Source organism: Pedobacter sp. BAL39 (genome assembly GCF_000170795.1).
Taxonomy (GTDB): Bacteria; Bacteroidota; Bacteroidia; order Sphingobacteriales; family Sphingobacteriaceae; genus Pedobacter.
Window position 1 is genome coordinate 1 of the sequence record NZ_ABCM01000030.1, and the last position, 21271, is coordinate 21271.

Sequence of the window (21271 nt, forward strand, 5' to 3'; positions counted from 1 at the left end):
TTTTTTATGTTTACTGTGTCAACGCATACTGGATTAGATTTGCGCCCATTTTTAAAGCGTTTAAGCGTTGATCTTGCGTATCCTCGGGATAGGTCCCATAATCTTCCCATCCATTACCCAGATCGCATTCAAATGTATAATAACAAACCACACGACCCTCCCAGATTAAAGCATATCCCTTAGGCGCCTTGCCATCATGTTCATGGATTTTGGGCAGGCCTGAAGAAAACTTAAATTTCTGCTGATATAATGGGTGATTAGCCGGCAATTCCACGAAGGACAACTCCGGAAACACTTTTTTCATTTCCCTACGGATAAACTTATCCAGGCCGTAGTTATCGTCAATATGGAGAAACCCTCCGCCAATAAGGTACTTACGCAAGTTTGAAGCCTCGGACTGGTTAAAAACAACGTTTCCATGACCGGTAAGATATACAAATGGTAGGTTGAACAATTCGGCACTTCCTACATCGACAATAACTTCCTGCGATGCAATATTGGTCTGAATCTGCTGGTTACAAAATGTAATCAGATTGGGCAGTGCAGTACGGTTAGCATACCAGTCGCCACCACCATTATATTTTAACTTCCCTATTTTATAGGTTGGCGGGCTGAACCCGAAAGAGAAAATGGCAATTAGGGAAAATAAACAGGTTTTAAAATTCATCGGTTTAAGTAATTCACTTCAAAACAGGCTGCTAAGGCAGCGGTTTCTGTTCTAAGACGTGTATTACCTAAAGTTAGCGGTTTATAACCGCTTTGCAAAGCATGTTGGATTTCTTTCTCACTGAAGTCGCCTTCAGGACCGATTAGGATGGTGTAACGTCCTTGAGGTTGTATCACCTCACTGATGTATTCCCGGGGGACTCCATCGATACAATGTGCAATCATCTTAAACGTATCATTTTCTTGCCTCAGAAAGTCAGACATTGATGTCAATGGGTTTAAAACAGGGTGATAGGCCTGCAATGACTGCTTTACAGCGGAGGTGATCACTTTGAACAGACGGTCTTCCTTGACGATCTTCCGTTCTGAACGTTCGCAAAGTAAAGGCGTAATTTCATCGATTCCGATTTCGGTTGCCTTCTCCAGGAACCACTCCAGGCGGTCTATATTTTTAGTTGGGGCAATGGCAATGTGCAGGTGATGATTTCTCTTTTGAAATTCCTGCCGGGCATGCGTCACCCTGAGTTTTACATTTCTTTTGCCCGCCTCGATGATCTCCGCCTCGTAGAAACCTCCTCTCCCATCAATAAGATTCACCACATCGCCCACACCAAGCCTAAGTACTTTCAGACAATGTTTGCTCTCCTCCTCGTTCAGGAGGTATTCAGTGGCATCAATATCAGGGGTATAAAACAGATGCATATCTGCGGCTTAGTGGTTATCAACCATATCGCTTTTGGCGATGACCAGCTCCAGTTTGATGGTCTCAATGTTCTGCTCGGTTTTCTTCAGAATGGTGAACAGATAGCCATAACATTCTTCACTGTCCCCAACTTCGGGAATTTTACCAAAGGCATGAGAAACAAGACCACCAACGGTATCAAAATCCTCATCTTCCGGAAGGTCATGTGGCAGGTGTTCATTGACATCGTATACTGTCGCATAAGCATTGATGATGAACTCTGTATCGGAGATTTTTTCTACGGTAGGTTTCTCTTCATCATATTCATCCTGGATCTCTCCAACGATTTCTTCAACGATGTCTTCCAATGTCACCATGCCTGCGGTACCACCAAACTCATCGATCACAATGGCAATCTGAATGCGTTTCTGCTGAAGTTCGCTCAGCAGGTCGTTGATTTTCTTAGTCTCAGGGACAAAATAAGGCTTTCTAATGATATCTTTTAATGTCCATTCTTTCTTTTCCGCCAATAAAGGAAGTACGTCTTTTGCGTGAATGATACCAATGATCTTATCAATGATGTCATCATAAACAGGAAGTCTGGAGTAGCCCTCCCCTATAATCATTGCAATGACTTCTTCGGTAGGTGTCGACAACTCTATGCCCGAAATTTTGGTACGGGGAACCATGATATTCTTTACTACACGCTCATTGAAATCAAACACATTTCTGATGAGTTCGTGCTCGTTGGTATCCAAAGCACCACTTTCCTTACCCTGATCCAACAGATAATACAACTCCTCGGTACTGTGCACCGATTCGTGTCCCCCAACGCTGGAGATACCGAAAAGTTTGAGGATAACATTTGCCATTCCATTCAGCACCCAGATAAAGGGCCTGAATATCCAGTAAAATCCCTGCAATGGAAGTGCAATAAACAGGGTGGTAGCAACGGGCCTTTGTATGGCTACTGATTTTGGTGCAAGCTCACCGAAAACGATGTGCATGATGGTGATCAATAGAAAGGCAATGAAGGTAGATATTGATGTAATGTAAACTTCCGACAGGTTAAAGTTAATGAGCAGGTCATGTACGATGGTATGCATGACCGATTCACCAACCCAACCCAGGCCCAGTGAGGCTAGGGTGATACCCAGCTGCGTAGCAGCCAGGTACCCGTCAAGATGCTGGGTAATATATTTTGCAATATTGGCTACCCTGCTGCCTGATTTTGCTTTGATCTCAATCTGGGACGCACGAACTTTGACAATTGCAAACTCTGCTGCAACGAAAAACCCGTTCAGTGCGACTAAGAAGAATGTTAAAAATATCTTGAAACCTTCCATTAAGAGTTGTTATTTCTGAACTTTTGATCATAAAGGATGATACTTTCCTGTATCACTTTATGCGCATAGCGAACGCCCATCAGGTGTTCTATAGTCACTTGTTTTTCTTCAAGTGCCTTGTAGTCCTGGAAGAACTTCACAATTTCTTTCATGGTATGTGGAGGCAGCTCTGCCAGGTCATTGATGTAGTTGACAGACATGTCGTTCTTAGCTACAGCAATGATTTTATCATCCTGCTCACCATTGTCAACCATATGCATCACGCCGATCACCTTTGCTTCCAGAATGGTCATCGGATAGACATCCACAGAACACAACACCAGGATATCCAATGGATCATTATCGTCACAATACGTTTGCGGGATGAAGCCATAATTTGCAGGATACATCACGGAAGAAAAAAGAACCCTGTCCAATTTAATCAGATGGGAATCTTTGTCGATTTCATACTTCGCTTTAGATCCTTTAGGAATTTCAATAATTGCATTTACAAATTCTGGCAGGTTTTCGCCAGGAGAAACAGAGTGCCACGGATGAGTCGGGTCTTTAGTCATTTTTATTGATCAGTGTTTGGTAGGTCCTCAGTGCTTTCCTTCACCACTTTTTTCTTTACGAAGGTGTAAACAAGTGGAATGGTGGTAATTACAATGAAACCTATAATTATATATAATAAATAGTCGTTAATTTCTTGTTCAAATCTCCTGCCAAGGAAATAACCCAGCAAAGTTAAGGAAGCAATCCAAATAATTGCACCCGTAATGTTATATAATGCGAACTTTTTAAAGTCCAGCTTAACTACCCCAGCAAAAATCGGTGCAAAAGTTCTTACGATTGGAACAAAACGTCCCATAATCAGCGCAAAGGCCCCCTGTTTCGTGTAATAATCTTCAGCAGCCTTTAAATAACGCTTCTTAAAGAAAAAAGAGTCCTTTCTATGGTACAGTACGGGTCCTGTCTTTCGGCCAAACCAGTACCCCACAAAATTGCCCATTACAGCAGCTAGGACAAGGCCAAGAATTAAAACGTAAAGATTGGTGTCCAATTTTCCGGTAGCAACAAACATTCCCGCAAGAAAAAGAAGGTAATCGCCAGGGAGAAAAAATCCGAAAAATAGACCTGTTTCTGCAAAGATCACGAACATCACCACATAAAAGCCCCCTTCTCTAAGGAGCTTTTCGGGTTCAACGAAATGCTGTAATGAGTTCCAGAAATCCTGCATAGTTCAATTATTCGTAAAACTACATATAATTATCTAGAGAATCGGCTATATCAAATTTAAAATTACTGAAGGGTAAATTCCCAAAAATAGCGTAATCACTAAAGACAATAACAGCACAATCTTGTACTGTACAGGAGTTTCCAACACTACATCAGCACCTTCTTTGAAGTACATGGCCACAATCACCTTCAGGTAATAATAGAAGCCGACTAGCGCGTTCAGAATTGCAAAAGCAACGAGATAAATCTGGTAGTCCTGCATTACATTCAGGAACATCAGGTATTTACCCATAAACCCCGCAGTAAGGGGGATTCCCGCCAATGAAAGCATAGCCACGGTTAAAACAAAGGCTGCAAAAGGATTACGCTTGCCAAGTCCGTTAAAGCTGTCAAAGCTGTCACTTCCTGTTTTCTGTTTTACAAGGATCAACACACCAAAGGCAATGATGCTGGCAAAAGTATAGGCAGCAGCATACACCAGGACGTTGTTGGCTGAATTTGCGGTCAATGAGACTAGGGAGAACAGCAGGTATCCTGCGTGGGAAATACTCGAATATGCAAGCATACGCTTGAAGTTTTTCTGGAATAAAGCCGTAACGTTACCAATTAACAGCGTCAGACAGACAATACCCATCAGTGGCGGCAGCCAGAAGTCATGCAGCGGTGCAAAAGTACCTGCAAACAGGCGGATAAAGGCAGCGAAACCCGCAGTCTTCACTACAGTCGACATGAATGCCGTAACCAGTGATGGCGCGCCTTCATAGACATCAGGTGTCCAAAAGTGGAAAGGAGCCGCACCAATTTTAAAGCAAAGTCCAACCATCAACAGGATGACCCCTGGATAAAACATCGGCGAAATTGACTTGTAATTGCTCACCAGGTATTGATTGATCACATCGAGATCAAAAGATCCCGTAGCACCATATATCAACGTAATACCGAACAGCAAAAAGCCGGTAGAGAAAGCGCCCATCAGAAAATATTTCAAGGCGGCTTCATTTGATGCGAAGTTCCCCTTCCGGATACCGGCGAGTATATATAGGGCCACAGACATGATTTCCACGCCGATGAACAACATAGACATGTTTTTATACGATACCATGATCACAATCCCCGACAAAGAGAAAAGGAGCAAGGTGAAGTATTCAGCAATATTTTCGCTATTCGTTGCGAAGTAATTTTGCGTCAGCAGAAAGATAAATAAGGTCCCCAGAATGGTAATTCCAGCAAATGCAAGTGCGAAGTTGTCCATCTGCATCATCCCGTAATAAGTCTGGTCTGTATTCCAGGAAGTTGCAACAAAGGCCAGCGAAGTAAGCAACCCGATCAAGGTAAGGGGTAATAATGCTTTTTTTGCTTTAAACAAACCTGCGTAAAGCACCACTAAAGCTGTAACAGTAATTGTTATGATGATATTCATTTGCTTAGTTTACCGATGTTAATTTATGTGTAACCTGATCTATTAATTGTTGTACAGCCGCCTCAGAAAGGTGAAGGACTAGCTTAGGATAGACTCCCAATACAATAATCAAGGCACAAATAATGTATAATACTACTTTCTCTGATCCTTTGATGTCCGTAAAATTTATAGTGAGGTCATTGGTTTTACCCAGCATCACATCCTGATACATCCGGAACATATATACTGCACCGAAGATAATGGTCAGTCCGGCAACTGCGCCAGCCCATGCCTGATACTGATAGACTCCCATCAGCAACATGAACTCCCCAATGAAACCATTGGTTCCAGGCAGAGCAACTGTACCCAATACAATGATCAGGAATACAATCGCCAGTTGTGGCGCCTGTTTGGCAATACCACCAAGCTCAGCAATTTTGTTGGTTTTCATCCTGCTGAAGATGATGTCCAGCACGAAGAATAAACCCACAACATTGACACCATGGCTCAGCATCTGGATCATTGCCCCCTGCATCCCCTGCGTATTTAATGCAAAGATACCTGCGGAAATCAAACCAACGTGGGCGATGGAAGAATAGGCAACCAATCTTTTCGCATCCTTTTGTGTGAAAGCGATCAATGAAGCATACAAGATGCCGATGATTGATAAAATAATGACAAAGTGCCCCCATTGCTGAACTCCTTCAGGAGCAATCGGCAACAACCAGCGGATGACACCGTAAATACCCATCTTTAACATGATTCCGGACAACAGCATGGTACCAGGCGCTGGGGCCTCGGTATATGTATCCGGTTGCCAGGTATGAAAAGGAAAAACAGGCATCTTGATCGCAAATGCAACAAAGAAAGACCAGAATAACCAGCTCTGCTGAACAGCATCCAGGTTCAGGTTATAAAATGCCTGCAACTCAAAATTGTTTGCCGGATTTTGAAGGTAAAGGTAAATGATCCCCAACAGCATAAAAAGAGAGCCGGCAATCGTATACACGAAAAACTTCATGTTAACACGAATGCGGTCTTTACCGCCCCATATCGCACAGATGAAGTAAATCGGAATCAATGCAGCCTCCCATCCAATATAGAACAGAAAGGCATCCAGAGACGTAAAAACCAATAACAGTCCGAATTGCATGAAAAGAATCAGGGCATAGAAAGCCTGATTACTTTTATATTCATGCTGATAACTAGAAAGAATAATCAATGGCATCAGAACCGTTGTCAGCAATACGGTAATCATGCTAATTCCATCAATGCCGGCATGGAAATGAATGCCCAGGTCCTGTATCCATGGAAAGTTGACCTCAAACTGCGTACTCGCGTCAGGCCTGAAACCCGAAACGGCAACCAGAGTAATGGCGAAGGTAACCACCGAAAAAAACAGGGCGACATGTTTTGCGGCATTACCTGTAAAGGCAGTAACCAGTGCGCCAACCAGTGGTAAAAATATTAGAAGTATTAAAAGTTGTTCCATTATGCTTTGTTGAACGATCTTTTACAGAGATAAATAAGTATACAATAACAGGGAGATGATTCCAATCACCATCATAAAAATATAAAAACCAACATTTCCGGATTGAAGTAACCGAAGGCCTTTACTAGCCTCAGAGGTAGTCCAGCCAAAGCCATTTATAACTCCATCGATGATCTTGTTGTCTACAATTTTATAGAAGAAGGCCGACAGTGCATCCAGAGGTTTTCTGAACAGAAAGTCGTAAATCTCATCGAAATAGAACTTGTTGTAGGAAAGACTGGCCAATGGCGATCTTTTTGCCTCATCAGGTACAGGAACATGCTGTTGTTTTACATACTTAACATAAGCAATCACAATCGACACCAACACCCCTGCAACAGATACGGCCATCAATGCATATTCTGTAGCGTGGTCCGGAGACTCGCCAACATGTTTAATCACCGGAGCAAGCCAATGTGAAAGCCAATGGCTTCCACCCAGCGCTTCCGGAATTCCAATGATACCGCCAATAGCAGAAAGTACTGCCAATATGATCAATGGCGTAGTCATCGAAGCTGGAGACTCATGAATTTTTTCTTCAGCATGATGTGTTCCACGGTACTTCCCGGAAAAAGTAAGGAACAACATACGGAACATGTAAAACGCCGTCAGGAAAGCACCAAATACAGCAATTCCCCACATCACCTTATCGTGCAAATAAACATGCGCCAGGATTTCATCCTTTGAGAAGAAACCGGAGAATGGTGGAAGTCCTGCAATTGCAATAGTACCAATCAGCATTGTAATAAAAGTAACTGGTAGCTTTTTACGTAATCCCCCCATATGACGCATATCCTGCTCATGATGTAAAGCATGAATCACAGATCCCGCACAAAGGAACAACAACGCTTTAAAAAAAGCATGGGTGATCACATGAAAGAAAGCACCGTTATAAGCACCAACCCCAAGACCCAGGAACATATATCCCAGTTGCGATACGGTGGAATAAGCCAGTACTTTTTTAATGTCTGTCTGTGTAATGGCAATGATCGCCGCTACGATGGCGGTTGCCAGTCCCACAATTGCAATGATGTGCTGAATCATTGGTGCAAGATCAAAAATCAGGTTAGATCTTGAGATCATATAGATCCCCGCGGTTACCATCGTTGCCGCATGGATCAACGCCGAAACAGGCGTCGGTCCAGCCATCGCGTCTGGTAGCCAGGTAAACAAAGGAAGTTGTGCAGACTTACCACAAGCACCAATAAACAGCAATAATGCTATCAGTGCAATGGTGCTGTTACCGGGCAGCATATTTGCAGCCTGCGGAAATATTTTAGAGAACTCTACACTTCCGAAAGTAGTGAAGATGAAGAATACACCCATCAGAAAGCCAAGGTCACCAATCCGGTTCATTACGAAAGCTTTCTTAGCGGCCGAAGCGTAACTGCTGTTGGTATACCAGAAGCCAATCAATAAGTAAGAACATAAACCTACGCCCTCCCATCCAATAAACATTACAATATAGTTGGAACCCAGTACGAGCAGCAGCATGAAGAAGATAAACAAATTCAGATAACTGAAAAACTTACCGAAAGCCTCGTCGCCGTGCATGTAACCAATAGAATAAATATGAATCAGAAAGCCAACGCCGGTGATGATCAGCAGCATGATCGCGCTTAAAGGATCTACCAGAAAGGACAGCGGAATGTTTAATGTCCCCGCACTGATCCAGTCGAACAGAAAAATTTCATGAGACTTTACCGGGTCTGCACCCAGTTGAAAAAAGATACCCAGACTAATGGCAAAGGAAAGGAATATTACGCTGCTCCCAATGAAACCAATCAGGCCCTTTGAAAGTGTATTTCTTCCAAGACCATTGATTACAAAGCCAAGTAAAGGAATTAGAGGAACCAGCCAAACTAAATTTATCATGTTGTTAATTATTCTAATATTACCACTTAAGGCGATTCAATACATTTATATCTGTAGACTGTGTATTTCTGTAAACCATGACAATAATACTAAGCCCGACGGCAACCTCGGCGGCTGCAAGCACCATAATGAAAAATACAAATATCTGCCCTGAAGGATCATTGCTGTGAACTGAAAATGCGGTTAGCAAAAGGTTCACTGCATTCAGCATCAGCTCCACAGACATAAAGATAACGATGGCATTTCTGCGGGTTAAAACCCCGATCACGCCAATGGTAAAAATGATCGCGCTCAACCATATGTAATGGTTCAAAGGCACTCCTGCTAATCCCTGAGTAATGTTCTCCACTATACTTTCTCTTTTTTAGTTAACAATACCGCACCAACCATTGCCGTAAGCAACAGAATTGATGACAGCTCAAAAGGCAACATGTAAGGACCAAAAAGTTCCTTCCCGAGGTTCTTCACTAAGCCAAGATTAGGGTTTCTGAGGACCACAGGATCCGAAATGGCCGTAGCTTTCAGCGACCCTACGATCGTGACGACCAGACAGCAGCCGGCTACCACACCAACCACCTTAACCAGGGTCGATTTAAGTGGTTCATTGTCCTTATTGAGGTTCAGCAACATCAGCACAAAAAGGAACAAGACCATAATTGCACCCATGTATACGATGAAATTCACGACTGCCAGAAACTGAGCGTTCAGCAGGATGTAATGAACGGTTAATGTGAAGAAAGTAACAATTAAGTAAAGCACACTATGTACTGGGTTTTTTGCAAAAACCACCATCAGTGAAAAGATGACCGTCAATGTTGCTACAAAATAGAATACCGATGTACCCATTATTTATGATTAAAACTGTTTATGTAAATAACCCTGAGGTTATGTAAGCTATGATTTGTTATTTAAAGGTTGTTCTACCAGTTTATCTTTTCCGTAGATGAAATCCTTGCGCAGATAGTCTGCCGGAACAATAGGCCCATCAAGATAAATCGCTTCTTTTGGACAGGCCTCTTCACAAAGTCCGCAGAAAATACAACGCAACATGTTGATCTCATATACCGAAGCATATTTCTCTTCACGATAGAGCTGTTTCTCTTCCGGCTTACGCTCCGCAGCAATCATGGTGATCGCCTCTGCAGGACAGGATAAAGCACACAGTCCGCAGGCGGTGCAACGCTCTCTTCCATCCTCATCTCTTTTCAGCGAGTGCATTCCCCTGAAGTTGGTGGAGAACTCTCTCTGTACCTCGGGATACCTGATCGTAGCCTCCTTTTTGAAAAGGTGACTAAAGGTAATCGTCAAGCCCTTAGCGATCGCAGGCAAATACATGCGCTCCGACAAAGTAAGTGGCTTTTGTTCTAAGACTTTCTTTTTACTGGTTAATGGTTCCATTAAACCTCCTTATTATATTTCCGCAGGGCGGACAGTTAAAATTTTTCAATTATAGCAATGACAATACTTGTGATGACCACATTGGCAATAGCCAGCGGGATCAGCCCTTTCCATCCCAGGTGCATCAGCTGATCATAACGGAAACGCGGGATTGTCCAGCGCACCCACATGAAGAAGAAGATGAACGCAAAGATTTTCGCGAAGAATACTGCTGTACCTATTAATGGTGCTATTACAGGACCTGCCTGTACCAATACCCAGTCCATTCCAGGGTAGTTATATCCTCCAAAATACAAGCTGGCCATTACTGCCGAAGAAACAAACATATTGATGTATTCGGCAAACAAGTAAAAACCTAGCTTCATGGAAGAATATTCTGTGTGGTAACCACCGATCAGTTCCGTCTCACATTCAGGTAAATCGAATGGCGCCCTGTTCGTTTCTGCAAAAGAACAGATCATAAACAGGATGAAACCTACCGGCTGATAAAGCACGTTCCAATGCCAGCCATGCTGATTGGCTACGATTTCGCCAATGCTCATCGTATTGGTAACCAATAACAAGGCAATGATAGACAAGCCCATTGCAATCTCGTAACTAATATTCTGTGAAGCTGCACGAATTGCACTCAGCAACGAATATTTATTGTTGGAAGCCCAGCCACCAATCATCACACCATATACACCCAGAGAAACGACACCGAAGATGTACAATACACCTACGTTAATATCCGTAACCTGTAAAGGGATCACACGGTCGCCTATCGTCATATCTGGGCCCCATGGAATTACAGCAGTACCAATACAGGCTGTCAGCATAGCCAGTCCAGGACCTACCATAAACAACCATTTATTGGAATTTGAAGGAACAATTTCTTCCTTCATAAACATTTTTACCCCATCTGCTAATGGCTGAAGTATCCCGAAAGGGCCAGCTCTGTCAGGACCCAAACGATCCTGCAGGAATGCCGCCACCTTTCTTTCTGCATAGGTGGAATACATAGCAATCAGCAGGCTTATACCGAAAATGATCGCTACCAGTACAAATTTTTCAATTACAAAAGCTATATCCATTAGAATTTGGCGGTTTTTTCTAGTTCAATCCTGTTTGCCTCTTTCAGTTTTTCATTGTTTTGAATCACTGGAAGCGGTTTCAATGTTTCATAGTGGTTGGATGCAATTACCGAGGTATCACTGATGTGAGTAGGATGCTCAATTACCCAGTCGGCAGTTTTCTTTTTATCGAAACGACAGGTATTGCATATAAATTCTTCCACCTCACCATATACATCCTTACGTGCAGTAACGCGCAATACATCTTCCCCTTTATACCATAGTGTGACCTTGCCACTGCAGGTAGGACAATCTCTGTGTGCATCAATTGGCTTAGTAAACCAAACGCGGTTTTTGAAACGGAACGTTTTGTCCGTCAATGCACCTACAGGACATACATCAATCACATTACCAGAAAAATCATTATCTACAGCCGTTTGGATATAGGTAGAAATCTCTGAATGATCGCCACGGTTAAGGATACCGTGAACCCTTTTATTCGTAATCTGATCGGCTGTAAATACACAGCGGTAACAAAGGATACACCTGTTCATGTGCAACTGGATCTTATCTCCGATGTCTATACGCTCGAAAGTGCGTCGCTCAAATTCGTATCTTGTTTTTTGCAAACCATGTTCGTAACCCAGGTTCTGCAGATCGCATTCCCCAGCCTGGTCACATACCGGACAGTCAAGCGGGTGGTTGATCAGCAGCATCTCTACAACACCACTTCTTGCCTCAATTACTTCCGGGGAGGTAATGTTCATCACTTCCATTCCGTCCATTACTGTCGTACGGCACGAAGCAACTAATTTGGGCATCGGGCGCGGGTCTTTCTCAGAGCCTTTGCTGACCTTAACGATACAGGTACGGCATTTACCGCCACTGCCTTCTAATTTGGAATAGTAGCACATTGCAGGAGGAACAATATCTCCGCCAATCTGTCTCGCAGCGTTCAGGATGGTTGTACCCGGTGCTACCTCTACTGTTATTCCGTCTATGGTTACCTTAACTTTATCACTCATTGTTAAAGATGTTGTATGATCATTCTGTAATTGCTGCTTTGGCGATTGGCTCAGCGTAATTTGCCAGTCCATAATTGGTATCAAGGCTTTTCACAGGTTCCTTGACATGCCATTCAAATTCATCCCTGAAATGTCTGATGGCACTCGCTACAGGCCATGCTGCAGCATCTCCCAAAGGACAAATGGTATTTCCTTCGATGTTCTTCGAAACGTCTACCAGAAGATCAATGTCGCTCATTTTGCCATGACCGTACTCAATACGGTGCAGTACCTTTTCCATCCATCCAGTACCCTCACGACAAGGGGAACACTGCCCACAGCTTTCATGGTGGTAGAAACGCGCAAAATTCCAGGTATTTCTTACAATACACTGATCTTCATCAAAGGCAATAAATCCACCGGATCCCATCATTGTACCCGTAGCAAAACCACCTTCAGATAATGATTCATAACTCATCAAACGCGGGTCACCATTGGCCAGTTTTAAGGTTAAGTTAGCCGGAAGCACAGGAACAGAAGAGCCCCCGGCAACTGTAGCCTTTAATCTTTTTCCATTGGCAATACCACCGCAATATTCATCGGAGTAGATAAACTCCTCAACAGGAAGCCCCAGTTCAATTTCATATACACCTGGACGTACCAGGTTCCCTGAAGCTGAAATCAGCTTTGTGCCAGTACTGCGACCGATACCAATTTTTGCATACTCCTCTCCGCCATCGTTGATGATCGGAACTGTCGCCGCAATGGATTCTACGTTATTCACTACCGTAGGACAGCCGTAAAGTCCCGCAATCGCAGGAAAGGGAGGTTTAATCCTTGGATTACCACGTTTGCCTTCCAGCGACTCTAATAAAGCGGTTTCTTCACCGCAGATATAAGCACCACCACCCGGCTGAACATACAGCTCCAGGTCATAACCTGTACCCAAAATATTTTTACCTAAAAATCCGGCCTGTTTTGCCTCTGCAATCGCCCGTTCCAGAATCCTGATCTGTGGCATCATCTCTCCCCTAACATAGATGTAAGAGGTATTTGCACCAAGTGCAAAACTGGAGACAATCATACCTTCGATCAGCGCATGCGGAATATGCGTCATCAGATACCTGTCTTTGAATGTTCCAGGTTCCGACTCATCGGCATTGCACACCAGGTAACGTGGAACTCCTTCAGGTTTTGCCAGAAAACTCCATTTCATTCCCGTAGGGAATCCGGCACCTCCGCGTCCGCGAAGTCCTGATTTCTTCACTTCTTCCACCACTTCATCGGGAGTAAGTGTTTTCAAAGCTTTTTCTACAGCACGGTACCCGCCCTTTTGGCGATAGACATCAAGTGTGTTGATGCCAGGTACGTTTATATGTTCTAATAATAGTTTACGAGCCATTATTTCTTGCGTAAGTCTTGTATCAAATCGTCCAGCTTCTGTTTATCCAGGTTCTCGTAGAAAGTATATTCAGGGCCAATCTGCAGTACAGGGCCATAGCCACATGCTGCCAGGCATTCCACACCTCTCCAGCTGAACAAACCATCGGGAGTCACTTCTCCCTCTTTCACGCCTAAAGTCTGCTCCAGGTGGTCCATCAGTTTTTCTGCACCCACCAGACAGCAAGGTCCCGTTCGACAGATCTCCAGCATATACTTACCTTGTGGTTTTAAGAAGTACATCGTATAAAACGAAGCCACCTCATAAACCTCAATAGGCTGTATGTTCAGGTACTCTGCTACTTTATCCATAGCGTTGGCACTCAGCCAGCCCAGCTCAGCCTGCACTTCATGCAGAATCGGCAGCAGGGCGGATTTGTGTTTACCCTCAGGATAACGGCTCACGATCTCGGCACACTTTTCCAATAAAGCTGCTGAAAACGCAACGGGTTGTTGTTCTTCTACTTTAAGCATCTAATTCTCCAGCAATAATATTCATACTACTCATGTTAATAATGGCATCCGACAATAACATGCCTTTACTCATGGGCGCAAACATTTGATAATTTATGAAGCTAGGCCTTCTGAAGTGCAAACGGTAAGGCGTTCTCCCCCCATCGTTGATCAGGTAAAACCCAAGCTCTCCGTTGCCACCCTCTACAGAGTGATAAACTTCCGCCTTCGGTGCATCAATCTCCCCCATTACAATTTTAAAGTGGTAGATCAGCGCTTCCATGTTATTATAAACCTCTTCCTTAGCCGGCAGATAAAACTCTGGCACGTCGGCATGAAAAATATCTGAGGGCTCCTGTTTCAGTTTTTCCAGGCCCTGTTCGATCAGACGCAGGCTCTGCCACATTTCTTCATTACGTACGAGGTAACGGTCGTAAATGTCGCCGCTGGTTCCCACAGGGACTTCAAAATCGAAATCCTGATAAGAAGCATATGGATCGCTGACACGCACGTCATAATCTACGCCTGCAGAACGCAGTAATGGTCCGGTCCATCCGTAATCAAGTGCTTGTTCGGCACTCACGGCAGCAACGCCGGCAGTACGGTCTATAAAAATCCGGTTACGGTTTAGTAAGCTCTCAAACTCTCTTAGTGCAACCGGGAACTCTTTTAAAAATTTATTGATCTTGGTGAAGGCAATTTCGTTGAAGTTACGTTCAAAGCCCCCGATACGACCAATGTTCGTTGTCAGCCGCGCCCCACAAACCTCCTCGAAGATTTCATAGATGTGCTCCCTGAACTGGAACAGGTACAGGAAGGTGGTTGTAGCACCTGTATCCTGTGCAATGATGGTGTTGCAAATAATGTGATCTGCAATACGCGATAGCTCCATTATGATCACGCGGAGGTAATCAACACGTTTTGGAAGCTGTATGTTCAACAGTTTCTCTACCGTCATGTGCCAGCCCATATTATTGATCGGCGAGGAGCAGTAGTTCAACCTGTCTGTTAAAGGCGTGATCTGGTAAAATGGCCTGTGCTCAGCAATTTTCTCAAAAGCACGGTGGATATAGCCAATGGTAGAAACACCACTTACGATACGCTCACCATCCAGCTGGATCACATTCTGAAAAACACCATGCGTTGCAGGGTGTGTCGGACCCAGGTTAAGTGTAACCAACTCATCCTGCGGATCATTGTCTGTATATACCGGTTGATTGTGATTCATATGCTTATCTACCAAAGTATTCGTCTTTTTTATCTACCCGGTTTGGATCTTCCAGCGGGTATTGTTTCAGCATAGGATGAACGCCAAGCTCATCCATATTTAAAATCCTGCGCAGGTCAGGATGCCCTTCAAAACGGACCCCAAAAAAGTCGTAGGTTTCACGTTCCATCCAGTTTGCGGCATTCCAAAGGGTTGTTGCCGTAGGAATGGTAGGATGATTCTCATCAATAAATACCTTCACACGAACCCTAATCCGTTTTACCATGCTGTGCAGGTGATAAACCACCGCAATGCCATGTTTTTTTTCCGGGTAGTGTACCGCTGTGATATCTGTAAGAAAATTGAAGTTTGCAATGCTATTCTCCTTTAAAAAAGTCAGCACATTGATGATACTGTCTTTGTGAGTTTCAAAGGTGAGTAAACCATAAGGTTCATTTACCCCAATAATCTGACCGCCAAACTTTTCGGTAAGTGCCTGTACAAGTTCCTGGTTCGTTACTTCCGCCATTATAATATTCCGTATGAAGCCAACATTTCTTTATATTGATCAGAATTTCTTCTTCTGCCAGATTCGTTTCTCACAAGCTCCTGGATTTTACCAAATCCATCCAGAATCGCTTCCGGTCGTGGTGGACATCCGGGAACGTACACGTCAACAGGGATGATCTCATCAATACCTTGCAGCACCGAATACGTGTCGAAGATCCCGCCGCTCGAGGCACATGCGCCGACAGCAATTACCCAACGTGGCTCGGCCATCTGCAGATATACCTGCTTCAGTACCGGACTCATCTTCTTGGCGATGGTTCCCATCACCATCAGCAAATCTGCCTGACGGGGTGAAAAACTCAAACGTTCGGAACCGAAACGACCAAAGTCATAATGGGAACCCATAGTGGCCATAAACTCAATACCACAACATGAAGTAGCGAATGGCAAAGGCCATAATGAATGAGAGCGTGCCAGGCCGATAACTTTGTCTAAAGAGGTGGCAAAAAAACCAGATCCTTCTATGCCCGGGGGCGCGTCTACTATATTGATGTCACTCATGATACAAAACGAAAAAAGGCTCATCCCTACAAAGAATGAACCGCAAATTTACAATATTTGGTAGGAAAAGACTTAAAGCATACAGATTTAGAAACAATCTAAATAGGTTTTAATTCCAATCCAGCGCTTTCTTTTTGAGGATATAGATGAAGCCAAGCAGTAGTGTTGCCATGAAGACAAACATCTCAATCATCCCCGTCATCCCAAGCTCTCTGAAGTTGACAGCCCAAGGGTACATGAAGATCACCTCCACATCAAACAGCACAAACAGAATGGCTACCAGGAAGTATTTTACTGAGAAAGGCTGACGAGCATTACCGACCACTTTAACCCCAGCTTCAAAAGTCGATAATTTGTCGGCAGTCTTGCGCGTGGGACCTAAAAAATGTGTTGCCACTAAAGTAACTACAACGAAGCCCAGGGCAACAATAACTTGAAAAATAATAGGTAGAAAATCGACAGGTACGCTTTGGGTTTCCATGGAATATAATTTTGGACAAAAATAAAACAAAAAAGGCAGGATCACAACCCTGCCTTTTCATTTATTTGATGGTATTATTTTTTCTTAACCGGAGCTTTTGGGGCTGGCCCGCTTATTTCTTTAATTTTTGCTGGAGCAAAAGTACCTGCAGGGTTAGCAGCTATACTTTTGTTCAGGTAATCCAAAGCTTTGGCTTTATCTGATGTTGCATAGAATGCACCAAGGTTATCGTAAGCTTCTGCAAGTTTCTTGGCATTAGCTGCCGCAAGCTCAGGTTTATCTACAGTAACTTTTTTAATGAACTCCTCATAAAAAGGTACCATTAATCCTTTAGGAGCAGTTTCGTCGTCAATTAAACTATTGATCCTTGCGCGGTAAAGGTAGGCATCAGTAGTCTCAGGAGCAAGTTTTGCTACTTTAGCAATTGAAGCGTCCGCTTTAGCCAACAGGTCTTTAGAAGGTTTCTGTTGTGCGTTGATCTTCGCTGCATAGTCAAAATAATTGGCAAGTCCATTGTAGAAATAACTGTACAATACGCCTTTAGCAGAAGTATCGGCAGCAATTACTGTTTCGTATACCTTAGCTGATTTATCATACTTCTTGGCATCAAAATAAGCTTTTGCAACTTCAGCAAGTGCATCTACGTTAGTAGAATCTTTGATAACTGCTTTAGTGATATTGATCAACGCAAGGCTATCGTTTCCTGAAGCCAGTTGTGCCCTACCCAGGTAAAGGTAATCAGAACCTACAATCCGGGTCGTATCTTTTACTTTAGCAAAGAAGTCATTCATGTACTCCAGACTCTGAGGGAAATTCTTGTTCTCAAAAGCGGAGTAACCACGTAATCTGGAAACTACAAGGTTTTTAGGATCATTAGGACTCATTGTTGCCAATGCAGCTGTTTCCTGCTCTAATGTTTTGAAATCCTTTGCATAGAAAAGGAACTGCGCATAACGCAATCTTGATTCGTAAGACTTATCTGTTAAATCCAGATATTTTTTGTAGTTAGTTAGTGCCTGAGCAGCTTTCGCCTCAAAGTTCGCCGGCTCAAAGTTTGCCCATTGCATATACAGCTCAGCAATCTCCCTGTAAGCAGGACCATAGTTTGCATCAGCAGCAATTACTTCATTCAACTGACCTTCAGACTCAGGAAAAGCTCTCGATTCCTTATACATTTTACCGATCTGTACTTTTGCTCTCAACAACGTACCATCGATGTTCAATGCCCTCATGTAGTTTTGCAAAGCTTCAGAATTCTTTCTTTGTAAAGCATTATAGTCGCCCATAGCAAGGAAAGTTTCTGCATCCTTATCATTTGCATCCAGCTCATCCGCTTTCTGTAGATAAGGCAATGCTGCAGCAAAATCAGGCTTATCACCTAGCAAATAGGCTTTACCAATGTATAATTGAGGAATGTAATCTTTTTTGGAAGATACTTCAACAGCTTTATCAAAGTTGGTCTTTGCAGATGCGGCATTGTTTGACAACAAATCAGCCTCTCCTAAACCGATATAATTTAAAGAGTTTTTAGGATCAGCAGTCACACCTTGTTGAAAAACCGCTCTTGCTGAGTCGATATAATCGGTCTGAAGGTAGACATTACCTAAATTAAAGTAATTTTCGCCCTTTTTTTCTTGTGATTTCACCAATGCTTTAAGCATTGATGTCGCTTTTTGGTACTGTTCGGCATCTAAAGCCTTCTTTGCATCACTCAAACTCTGAGCAAAAGAGGCAGAACCCATCACTACTAAACCTAAACCTAAGGTTATTGCTTTCTTTGTCATTTTCATGGTTCAAATATATAATTTAGTTTGTATTCTTAAAATTAAAATCTCTTGGCATCATCTTGTGTGGCCCAAGTCCCGATTTAAGGACAATTAACTGTCCTCTAGGGCTTACCAGCCAATTTGCAAAACCTGTGCCCAATCCATCACGCCCTTCCGCATTGATGATATAAATATTTCTCAGAAAAGGATATACACCATTGATCAGATTGATCTGGCTGGCCGTATAAAAAGCATCATCCCCCTTTTTCCCTGCGATATTCTTTACCCCCATCATCTTTACCTTTGGCAAATATGCTGCCATACTTCCATCACTTGTTATCAACCAGTTCACTCCTACCACTCCTATAAATTCTTTCTTATCGGCGATGTACTTAATCACATCATTGTTGCTGTTCAGCGTATAAACTCCCTTGGAGGGAAGTTGCTGTATACCTGCCAGATCCTTAAAATAGCGCAGTGTACTCGAGTATGCATTGTCGAAAACCAGTTGCTTTCCAGTTGTTGAAGTGCCTTTAAGGATCTCTATTACCTCATCAACGGTAATATTGCTGTCAATATTATTGCTATTGGTAATTAAAGCAATTCCATCTATAGCAAAGCGGGAAGTCTTTGGGGCAATACTCCTCTTTCTGTAGACAGAATCCTCATTTTTTGTCAGCATTCTCGACATAATGATCACACGGATGCTGTCATTCAGAAATGTAGGAAGGATTTTATTTTCATTTCCCTCTACGACATTGAATTCTGCATTTCCATAATCAGTTTTAAAAACATCAATCTGATCTGAAAGGACACGCGAAAAGGATTCGTCCACCAGGATCTTTACAGTTCCCGAAGTACGCGTCTCCTCTACCGAAGCAGCATCTTTCTTTTTTCCCTTGCAGGACACCAGAATGAATAATAACAATATTAAACTTATATGTTTCATCAGATTAAATTTTCTATGTGAAATGTTCGCCGTATCGGGCCGGATGAAGTGGCCTGAGCGTGAGGTGCTCCCTCTATATTGGTGATGAAATCATACACCTGAATTTACGTTTTTAATCCTCACCTGGATTGATGATACGTACAAACCGTATAGCCGCATAGACAATCAGCAAAGCGCCAAGTGTATACCTGCCCCAGCTTGGAAACTCCCTTAGAATATCATTCCCGATGATCAGCAACACGCCAAGCACCAGATAAAATGTAAACATGACCAGGCCTAAAATAAGCAGAAATCGCTGTTGAGGCGATTTCTGCAAAAATGTTTTCCAATTTAACATTATTAATTTGATAGTGTAAAGCTGATTGGAATGTTATATTTTACACGTACTGGTTTACCATTCTGGATACCAGGAGTCCATCTCGGACTGGCTTTCAGCACCCTGATCGCCTCTTCATCCGTTCCACCACCAAGCTTTCTTTCTACCTTGATGTCGGTTAAGTCTCCATTTTTCTCTACGACGAAAGAAAGGAATACTTTACCTTGGATGTTGTTCTCCTGAGCCATAGCAGGATATCTCACTGCTTTCTTAAGGTAAGCATAGAATTTCTCCATACCTCCAGGGAATCCTGGCTGTGTTTCGATACTTACGAAGTCATAAACCTTAGTATCCTCTACAACTGCTGCTTGCTTAGGGCCATCTCCAACAGGACCGGCAATAACAATATCAGCATCCGGATCACCGGCAATGGTTTTCTGACCTGGGTCAGCTTTTTTCAAATCTTCGATCTGAACAGGTTCTTTATCTACAACCTCATTATCCGGTTTTACAATCGGAGGAGGGAACTTCACCTGATCTTGTTTCGGTGGCGGTGGCTCTACCGGTGGCGGCGGCGGAGTTTCCGGGTTCACCGGCGGCGGTGGTGCAACCACAACCTCTACTTGTTTAACCACTTCATCTTCGGGAAGACTACCTTTGATTAAACTCAAAACTTTTGGGGTAATAAACGCAAGGATAAAAATTGTCGATGCGATTAATAAGGCCTTAGTAGTATTCGAAGCACTTGTTCTACGAAGCTCATAAGCACCATAGCTTTTGTTCTTGTTCGCAAATACTACCTCAAGCCATTCCCGTTTCAATAAATCTATTTTGGAACCTAACATAGCTTACTATTTAATATTATTCAATTATTTATTATAAAATTCCGGCCTTAACCATGAAATCTTTTTCAGCATCAGTAATGTTCTCATCGTCGATCGCAGGAGCAGTGGAAATTTTTGTAATTGCCAGCTCATCCATGATATCTACGAAGTTCTGGTAGTTCGCACCTGTAGTAGGCTTAATGACCATAATGATCTGCCTGCCTCCGGTTGCGTCAGCTACTTTCTTTTTGTTATCCAATATTGACTTTCTGATCTCTCTGAATGACTCGATGCTTGGCTCACTTTTACCAGCCTCCCCCATATACCAGGCTACTTTGTTGTTTTTACCCAGAAGGATAGTCATCGTCTCCGAAGCACGCAGTTCATTACGCTCTACAGAGTTATCGTCTTTATCAGGCTTTGCAATGTCCATTGCAATTGGTTTCGACAGCGAGGTGGTCAACATGAAGAAGGTAATCAGCAAGAAGGCCAGATCCACCATCGCAGTTAAATCTACTTTGGTATTGGCTTTTTTACTACGAACCTTTTTGCCTTTTTTGCCACCCCCGCTGGAGGTATCTAATTCTGCCATC

The 21271-nt window shown here is 43.1% G+C and carries 24 protein-coding genes; all 24 read right to left on the bottom strand.

All coding sequences use genetic code 11. The annotated features are described in order from the left end of the window. Positions 1-10: 10 nt before the first annotated feature. Complete coding sequence (locus PBAL39_RS23245; protein WP_008246334.1) at positions 11-667, bottom strand: DUF4159 domain-containing protein; 657 nt, start codon at positions 665-667, stop codon at positions 11-13. After that, the gene (locus PBAL39_RS23250) at positions 664-1368 is read right to left on the bottom strand and encodes a 16S rRNA (uracil(1498)-N(3))-methyltransferase (RefSeq protein WP_008246336.1); all 705 of its coding nucleotides are present in this window, start codon (positions 1366-1368) and stop codon (positions 664-666) included. Before PBAL39_RS23250 ends, PBAL39_RS23245 begins: the two co-directional genes overlap by 4 nt. Before the next feature lie 9 nt (positions 1369-1377). Next, positions 1378-2694, bottom strand: a complete 1317-nt coding sequence (locus tag PBAL39_RS23255) for a hemolysin family protein (protein ID WP_008246338.1) — start codon at positions 2692-2694, stop codon at positions 1378-1380. Beyond that, positions 2694-3248: an inorganic diphosphatase gene (locus PBAL39_RS23260; RefSeq protein ID WP_008246339.1), complete on the bottom strand. Its 555-nt coding sequence runs from the start codon at positions 3246-3248 to the stop codon at positions 2694-2696. The genes PBAL39_RS23255 and PBAL39_RS23260 overlap by 1 nt, the downstream gene beginning before the upstream one ends. Before the next feature lie 2 nt (positions 3249-3250). Further along, positions 3251-3913, bottom strand: a complete 663-nt coding sequence (locus tag PBAL39_RS23265) for a DedA family protein (protein ID WP_008246340.1) — start codon at positions 3911-3913, stop codon at positions 3251-3253. Positions 3914-3958: 45 nt separating this feature from the next. Further along, positions 3959-5332: an NADH-quinone oxidoreductase subunit N gene (locus PBAL39_RS23270; protein WP_008246341.1), complete on the bottom strand. Its 1374-nt coding sequence runs from the start codon at positions 5330-5332 to the stop codon at positions 3959-3961. A gap of 4 nt (positions 5333-5336) precedes the next feature. Then, complete coding sequence (locus PBAL39_RS23275) at positions 5337-6803, bottom strand: NuoM family protein (protein WP_008246342.1); 1467 nt, start codon at positions 6801-6803, stop codon at positions 5337-5339. Between the two features lie 21 nt (positions 6804-6824). After that, positions 6825-8717, bottom strand: coding sequence for an NADH-quinone oxidoreductase subunit L (nuoL, locus tag PBAL39_RS23280; RefSeq protein ID WP_008246343.1), 1893 nt, complete (start codon positions 8715-8717; stop codon positions 6825-6827). A gap of 19 nt (positions 8718-8736) precedes the next feature. Then, positions 8737-9066: an NADH-quinone oxidoreductase subunit NuoK gene (nuoK, locus tag PBAL39_RS23285; RefSeq protein ID WP_008246350.1), complete on the bottom strand. Its 330-nt coding sequence runs from the start codon at positions 9064-9066 to the stop codon at positions 8737-8739. Next, the gene (locus tag PBAL39_RS23290; protein WP_008246351.1) at positions 9066-9563 is read right to left on the bottom strand and encodes an NADH-quinone oxidoreductase subunit J; all 498 of its coding nucleotides are present in this window, start codon (positions 9561-9563) and stop codon (positions 9066-9068) included. The genes nuoK and PBAL39_RS23290 overlap by 1 nt, the downstream gene beginning before the upstream one ends. 48 nt (positions 9564-9611) lie before the next feature. After that, positions 9612-10115, bottom strand: a complete 504-nt coding sequence (locus PBAL39_RS23295; protein WP_008246353.1) for an NADH-quinone oxidoreductase subunit I — start codon at positions 10113-10115, stop codon at positions 9612-9614. Positions 10116-10150: 35 nt separating this feature from the next. After that, positions 10151-11188 carry an NADH-quinone oxidoreductase subunit NuoH gene (gene nuoH, locus PBAL39_RS23300; protein ID WP_008246355.1) on the bottom strand — a complete coding sequence of 346 codons (1038 nt, stop codon included), beginning with the start codon at positions 11186-11188 and terminating at the stop codon, positions 10151-10153. After that, positions 11188-12192 carry a 2Fe-2S iron-sulfur cluster-binding protein gene (locus PBAL39_RS23305; RefSeq protein WP_008246357.1) on the bottom strand — a complete coding sequence of 335 codons (1005 nt, stop codon included), beginning with the start codon at positions 12190-12192 and terminating at the stop codon, positions 11188-11190. The genes nuoH and PBAL39_RS23305 overlap by 1 nt, the downstream gene beginning before the upstream one ends. A gap of 19 nt (positions 12193-12211) precedes the next feature. Next, positions 12212-13573: an NADH-quinone oxidoreductase subunit NuoF gene (nuoF, locus tag PBAL39_RS23310; protein WP_008246359.1), complete on the bottom strand. Its 1362-nt coding sequence runs from the start codon at positions 13571-13573 to the stop codon at positions 12212-12214. Continuing rightward, positions 13573-14085, bottom strand: a complete 513-nt coding sequence (gene nuoE / locus PBAL39_RS23315; RefSeq protein ID WP_008246361.1) for an NAD(P)H-dependent oxidoreductase subunit E — start codon at positions 14083-14085, stop codon at positions 13573-13575. The genes nuoF and nuoE overlap by 1 nt, the downstream gene beginning before the upstream one ends. Continuing rightward, entirely contained in the window at positions 14078-15292 is a 1215-nt protein-coding gene (locus PBAL39_RS23320) for an NADH-quinone oxidoreductase subunit D (protein WP_008246374.1), read from the bottom strand. The genes nuoE and PBAL39_RS23320 overlap by 8 nt, the downstream gene beginning before the upstream one ends. Before the next feature lie 4 nt (positions 15293-15296). After that, positions 15297-15800 carry an NADH-quinone oxidoreductase subunit C gene (locus PBAL39_RS23325; RefSeq protein ID WP_008246375.1) on the bottom strand — a complete coding sequence of 168 codons (504 nt, stop codon included), beginning with the start codon at positions 15798-15800 and terminating at the stop codon, positions 15297-15299. Further along, on the bottom strand, positions 15800-16342 hold the full coding sequence (locus tag PBAL39_RS23330; protein WP_039867576.1) for an NADH-quinone oxidoreductase subunit B: 543 nt from the start codon (positions 16340-16342) through the stop codon (positions 15800-15802). The genes PBAL39_RS23325 and PBAL39_RS23330 overlap by 1 nt, the downstream gene beginning before the upstream one ends. Positions 16343-16451: 109 nt before the next feature. After that, positions 16452-16823, bottom strand: coding sequence for an NADH-quinone oxidoreductase subunit A (locus tag PBAL39_RS23335; protein WP_008246379.1), 372 nt, complete (start codon positions 16821-16823; stop codon positions 16452-16454). 74 nt (positions 16824-16897) lie between these two features. Beyond that, entirely contained in the window at positions 16898-18613 is a 1716-nt protein-coding gene (locus PBAL39_RS23340) for a lipopolysaccharide assembly protein LapB (protein WP_008246381.1), read from the bottom strand. A gap of 16 nt (positions 18614-18629) precedes the next feature. Further along, on the bottom strand, positions 18630-19538 hold the full coding sequence (locus tag PBAL39_RS23345) for a substrate-binding domain-containing protein (protein ID WP_039867577.1): 909 nt from the start codon (positions 19536-19538) through the stop codon (positions 18630-18632). A 112-nt stretch (positions 19539-19650) separates the two neighbouring features. After that, positions 19651-19806 (bottom strand): hypothetical protein, encoded by a 156-nt coding sequence (locus tag PBAL39_RS23350; RefSeq protein ID WP_232283005.1) that lies wholly within the window; start codon positions 19804-19806, stop codon positions 19651-19653. A gap of 71 nt (positions 19807-19877) precedes the next feature. Next, entirely contained in the window at positions 19878-20699 is an 822-nt protein-coding gene (locus tag PBAL39_RS23355; RefSeq protein ID WP_008246389.1) for an energy transducer TonB, read from the bottom strand. A gap of 31 nt (positions 20700-20730) precedes the next feature. After that, positions 20731-21270, bottom strand: coding sequence for a biopolymer transporter ExbD (locus PBAL39_RS23360; protein ID WP_008246391.1), 540 nt, complete (start codon positions 21268-21270; stop codon positions 20731-20733). Position 21271 lies beyond the last annotated feature (1 nt).

Bases quoted from the DNA above. Each gene is read 5' to 3' on its own strand.
- PBAL39_RS23260 (WP_008246339.1), bottom strand. From the start codon at position 3,248: ATGACTAAAGACCCGACTCATCCGTGGCACTCTGTTTCTCCTGGCGAA.
- PBAL39_RS23320 (WP_008246374.1), bottom strand. From the start codon at position 15,292: ATGAATCACAATCAACCGGTATATACAGACAATGATCCGCAGGATGAG.
- PBAL39_RS23275 (WP_008246342.1), bottom strand. From the start codon at position 6,803: ATGGAACAACTTTTAATACTTCTAATATTTTTACCACTGGTTGGCGCA.
- PBAL39_RS23350 (WP_232283005.1), bottom strand. From the start codon at position 19,806: ATGTTTACATTTTATCTGGTGCTTGGCGTGTTGCTGATCATCGGGAAT.
- PBAL39_RS23330 (WP_039867576.1), bottom strand. From the start codon at position 16,342: ATGAGTGACATCAATATAGTAGACGCGCCCCCGGGCATAGAAGGATCT.
- PBAL39_RS23295 (WP_008246353.1), bottom strand. From the start codon at position 10,115: ATGGAACCATTAACCAGTAAAAAGAAAGTCTTAGAACAAAAGCCACTT.
- PBAL39_RS23325 (WP_008246375.1), bottom strand. From the start codon at position 15,800: ATGGCGGAAGTAACGAACCAGGAACTTGTACAGGCACTTACCGAAAAG.
- PBAL39_RS23360 (WP_008246391.1), bottom strand. From the start codon at position 21,270: ATGGCAGAATTAGATACCTCCAGCGGGGGTGGCAAAAAAGGCAAAAAG.
- PBAL39_RS23340 (WP_008246381.1), bottom strand. From the start codon at position 18,613: ATGAAAATGACAAAGAAAGCAATAACCTTAGGTTTAGGTTTAGTAGTG.
- PBAL39_RS23270 (WP_008246341.1), bottom strand. From the start codon at position 5,332: ATGAATATCATCATAACAATTACTGTTACAGCTTTAGTGGTGCTTTAC.
- nuoL (WP_008246343.1), bottom strand. From the start codon at position 8,717: ATGATAAATTTAGTTTGGCTGGTTCCTCTAATTCCTTTACTTGGCTTT.
- nuoH (WP_008246355.1), bottom strand. From the start codon at position 11,188: ATGGATATAGCTTTTGTAATTGAAAAATTTGTACTGGTAGCGATCATT.
- PBAL39_RS23335 (WP_008246379.1), bottom strand. From the start codon at position 16,823: ATGGAAACCCAAAGCGTACCTGTCGATTTTCTACCTATTATTTTTCAA.
- PBAL39_RS23355 (WP_008246389.1), bottom strand. From the start codon at position 20,699: ATGTTAGGTTCCAAAATAGATTTATTGAAACGGGAATGGCTTGAGGTA.
- nuoE (WP_008246361.1), bottom strand. From the start codon at position 14,085: ATGCTTAAAGTAGAAGAACAACAACCCGTTGCGTTTTCAGCAGCTTTA.
- PBAL39_RS23255 (WP_008246338.1), bottom strand. From the start codon at position 2,694: ATGGAAGGTTTCAAGATATTTTTAACATTCTTCTTAGTCGCACTGAAC.
- PBAL39_RS23245 (WP_008246334.1), bottom strand. From the start codon at position 667: ATGAATTTTAAAACCTGTTTATTTTCCCTAATTGCCATTTTCTCTTTC.
- PBAL39_RS23250 (WP_008246336.1), bottom strand. From the start codon at position 1,368: ATGCATCTGTTTTATACCCCTGATATTGATGCCACTGAATACCTCCTG.
- PBAL39_RS23290 (WP_008246351.1), bottom strand. From the start codon at position 9,563: ATGGGTACATCGGTATTCTATTTTGTAGCAACATTGACGGTCATCTTT.
- PBAL39_RS23305 (WP_008246357.1), bottom strand. From the start codon at position 12,192: ATGAGTGATAAAGTTAAGGTAACCATAGACGGAATAACAGTAGAGGTA.
- PBAL39_RS23265 (WP_008246340.1), bottom strand. From the start codon at position 3,913: ATGCAGGATTTCTGGAACTCATTACAGCATTTCGTTGAACCCGAAAAG.
- nuoF (WP_008246359.1), bottom strand. From the start codon at position 13,573: ATGGCTCGTAAACTATTATTAGAACATATAAACGTACCTGGCATCAAC.
- PBAL39_RS23345 (WP_039867577.1), bottom strand. From the start codon at position 19,538: ATGAAACATATAAGTTTAATATTGTTATTATTCATTCTGGTGTCCTGC.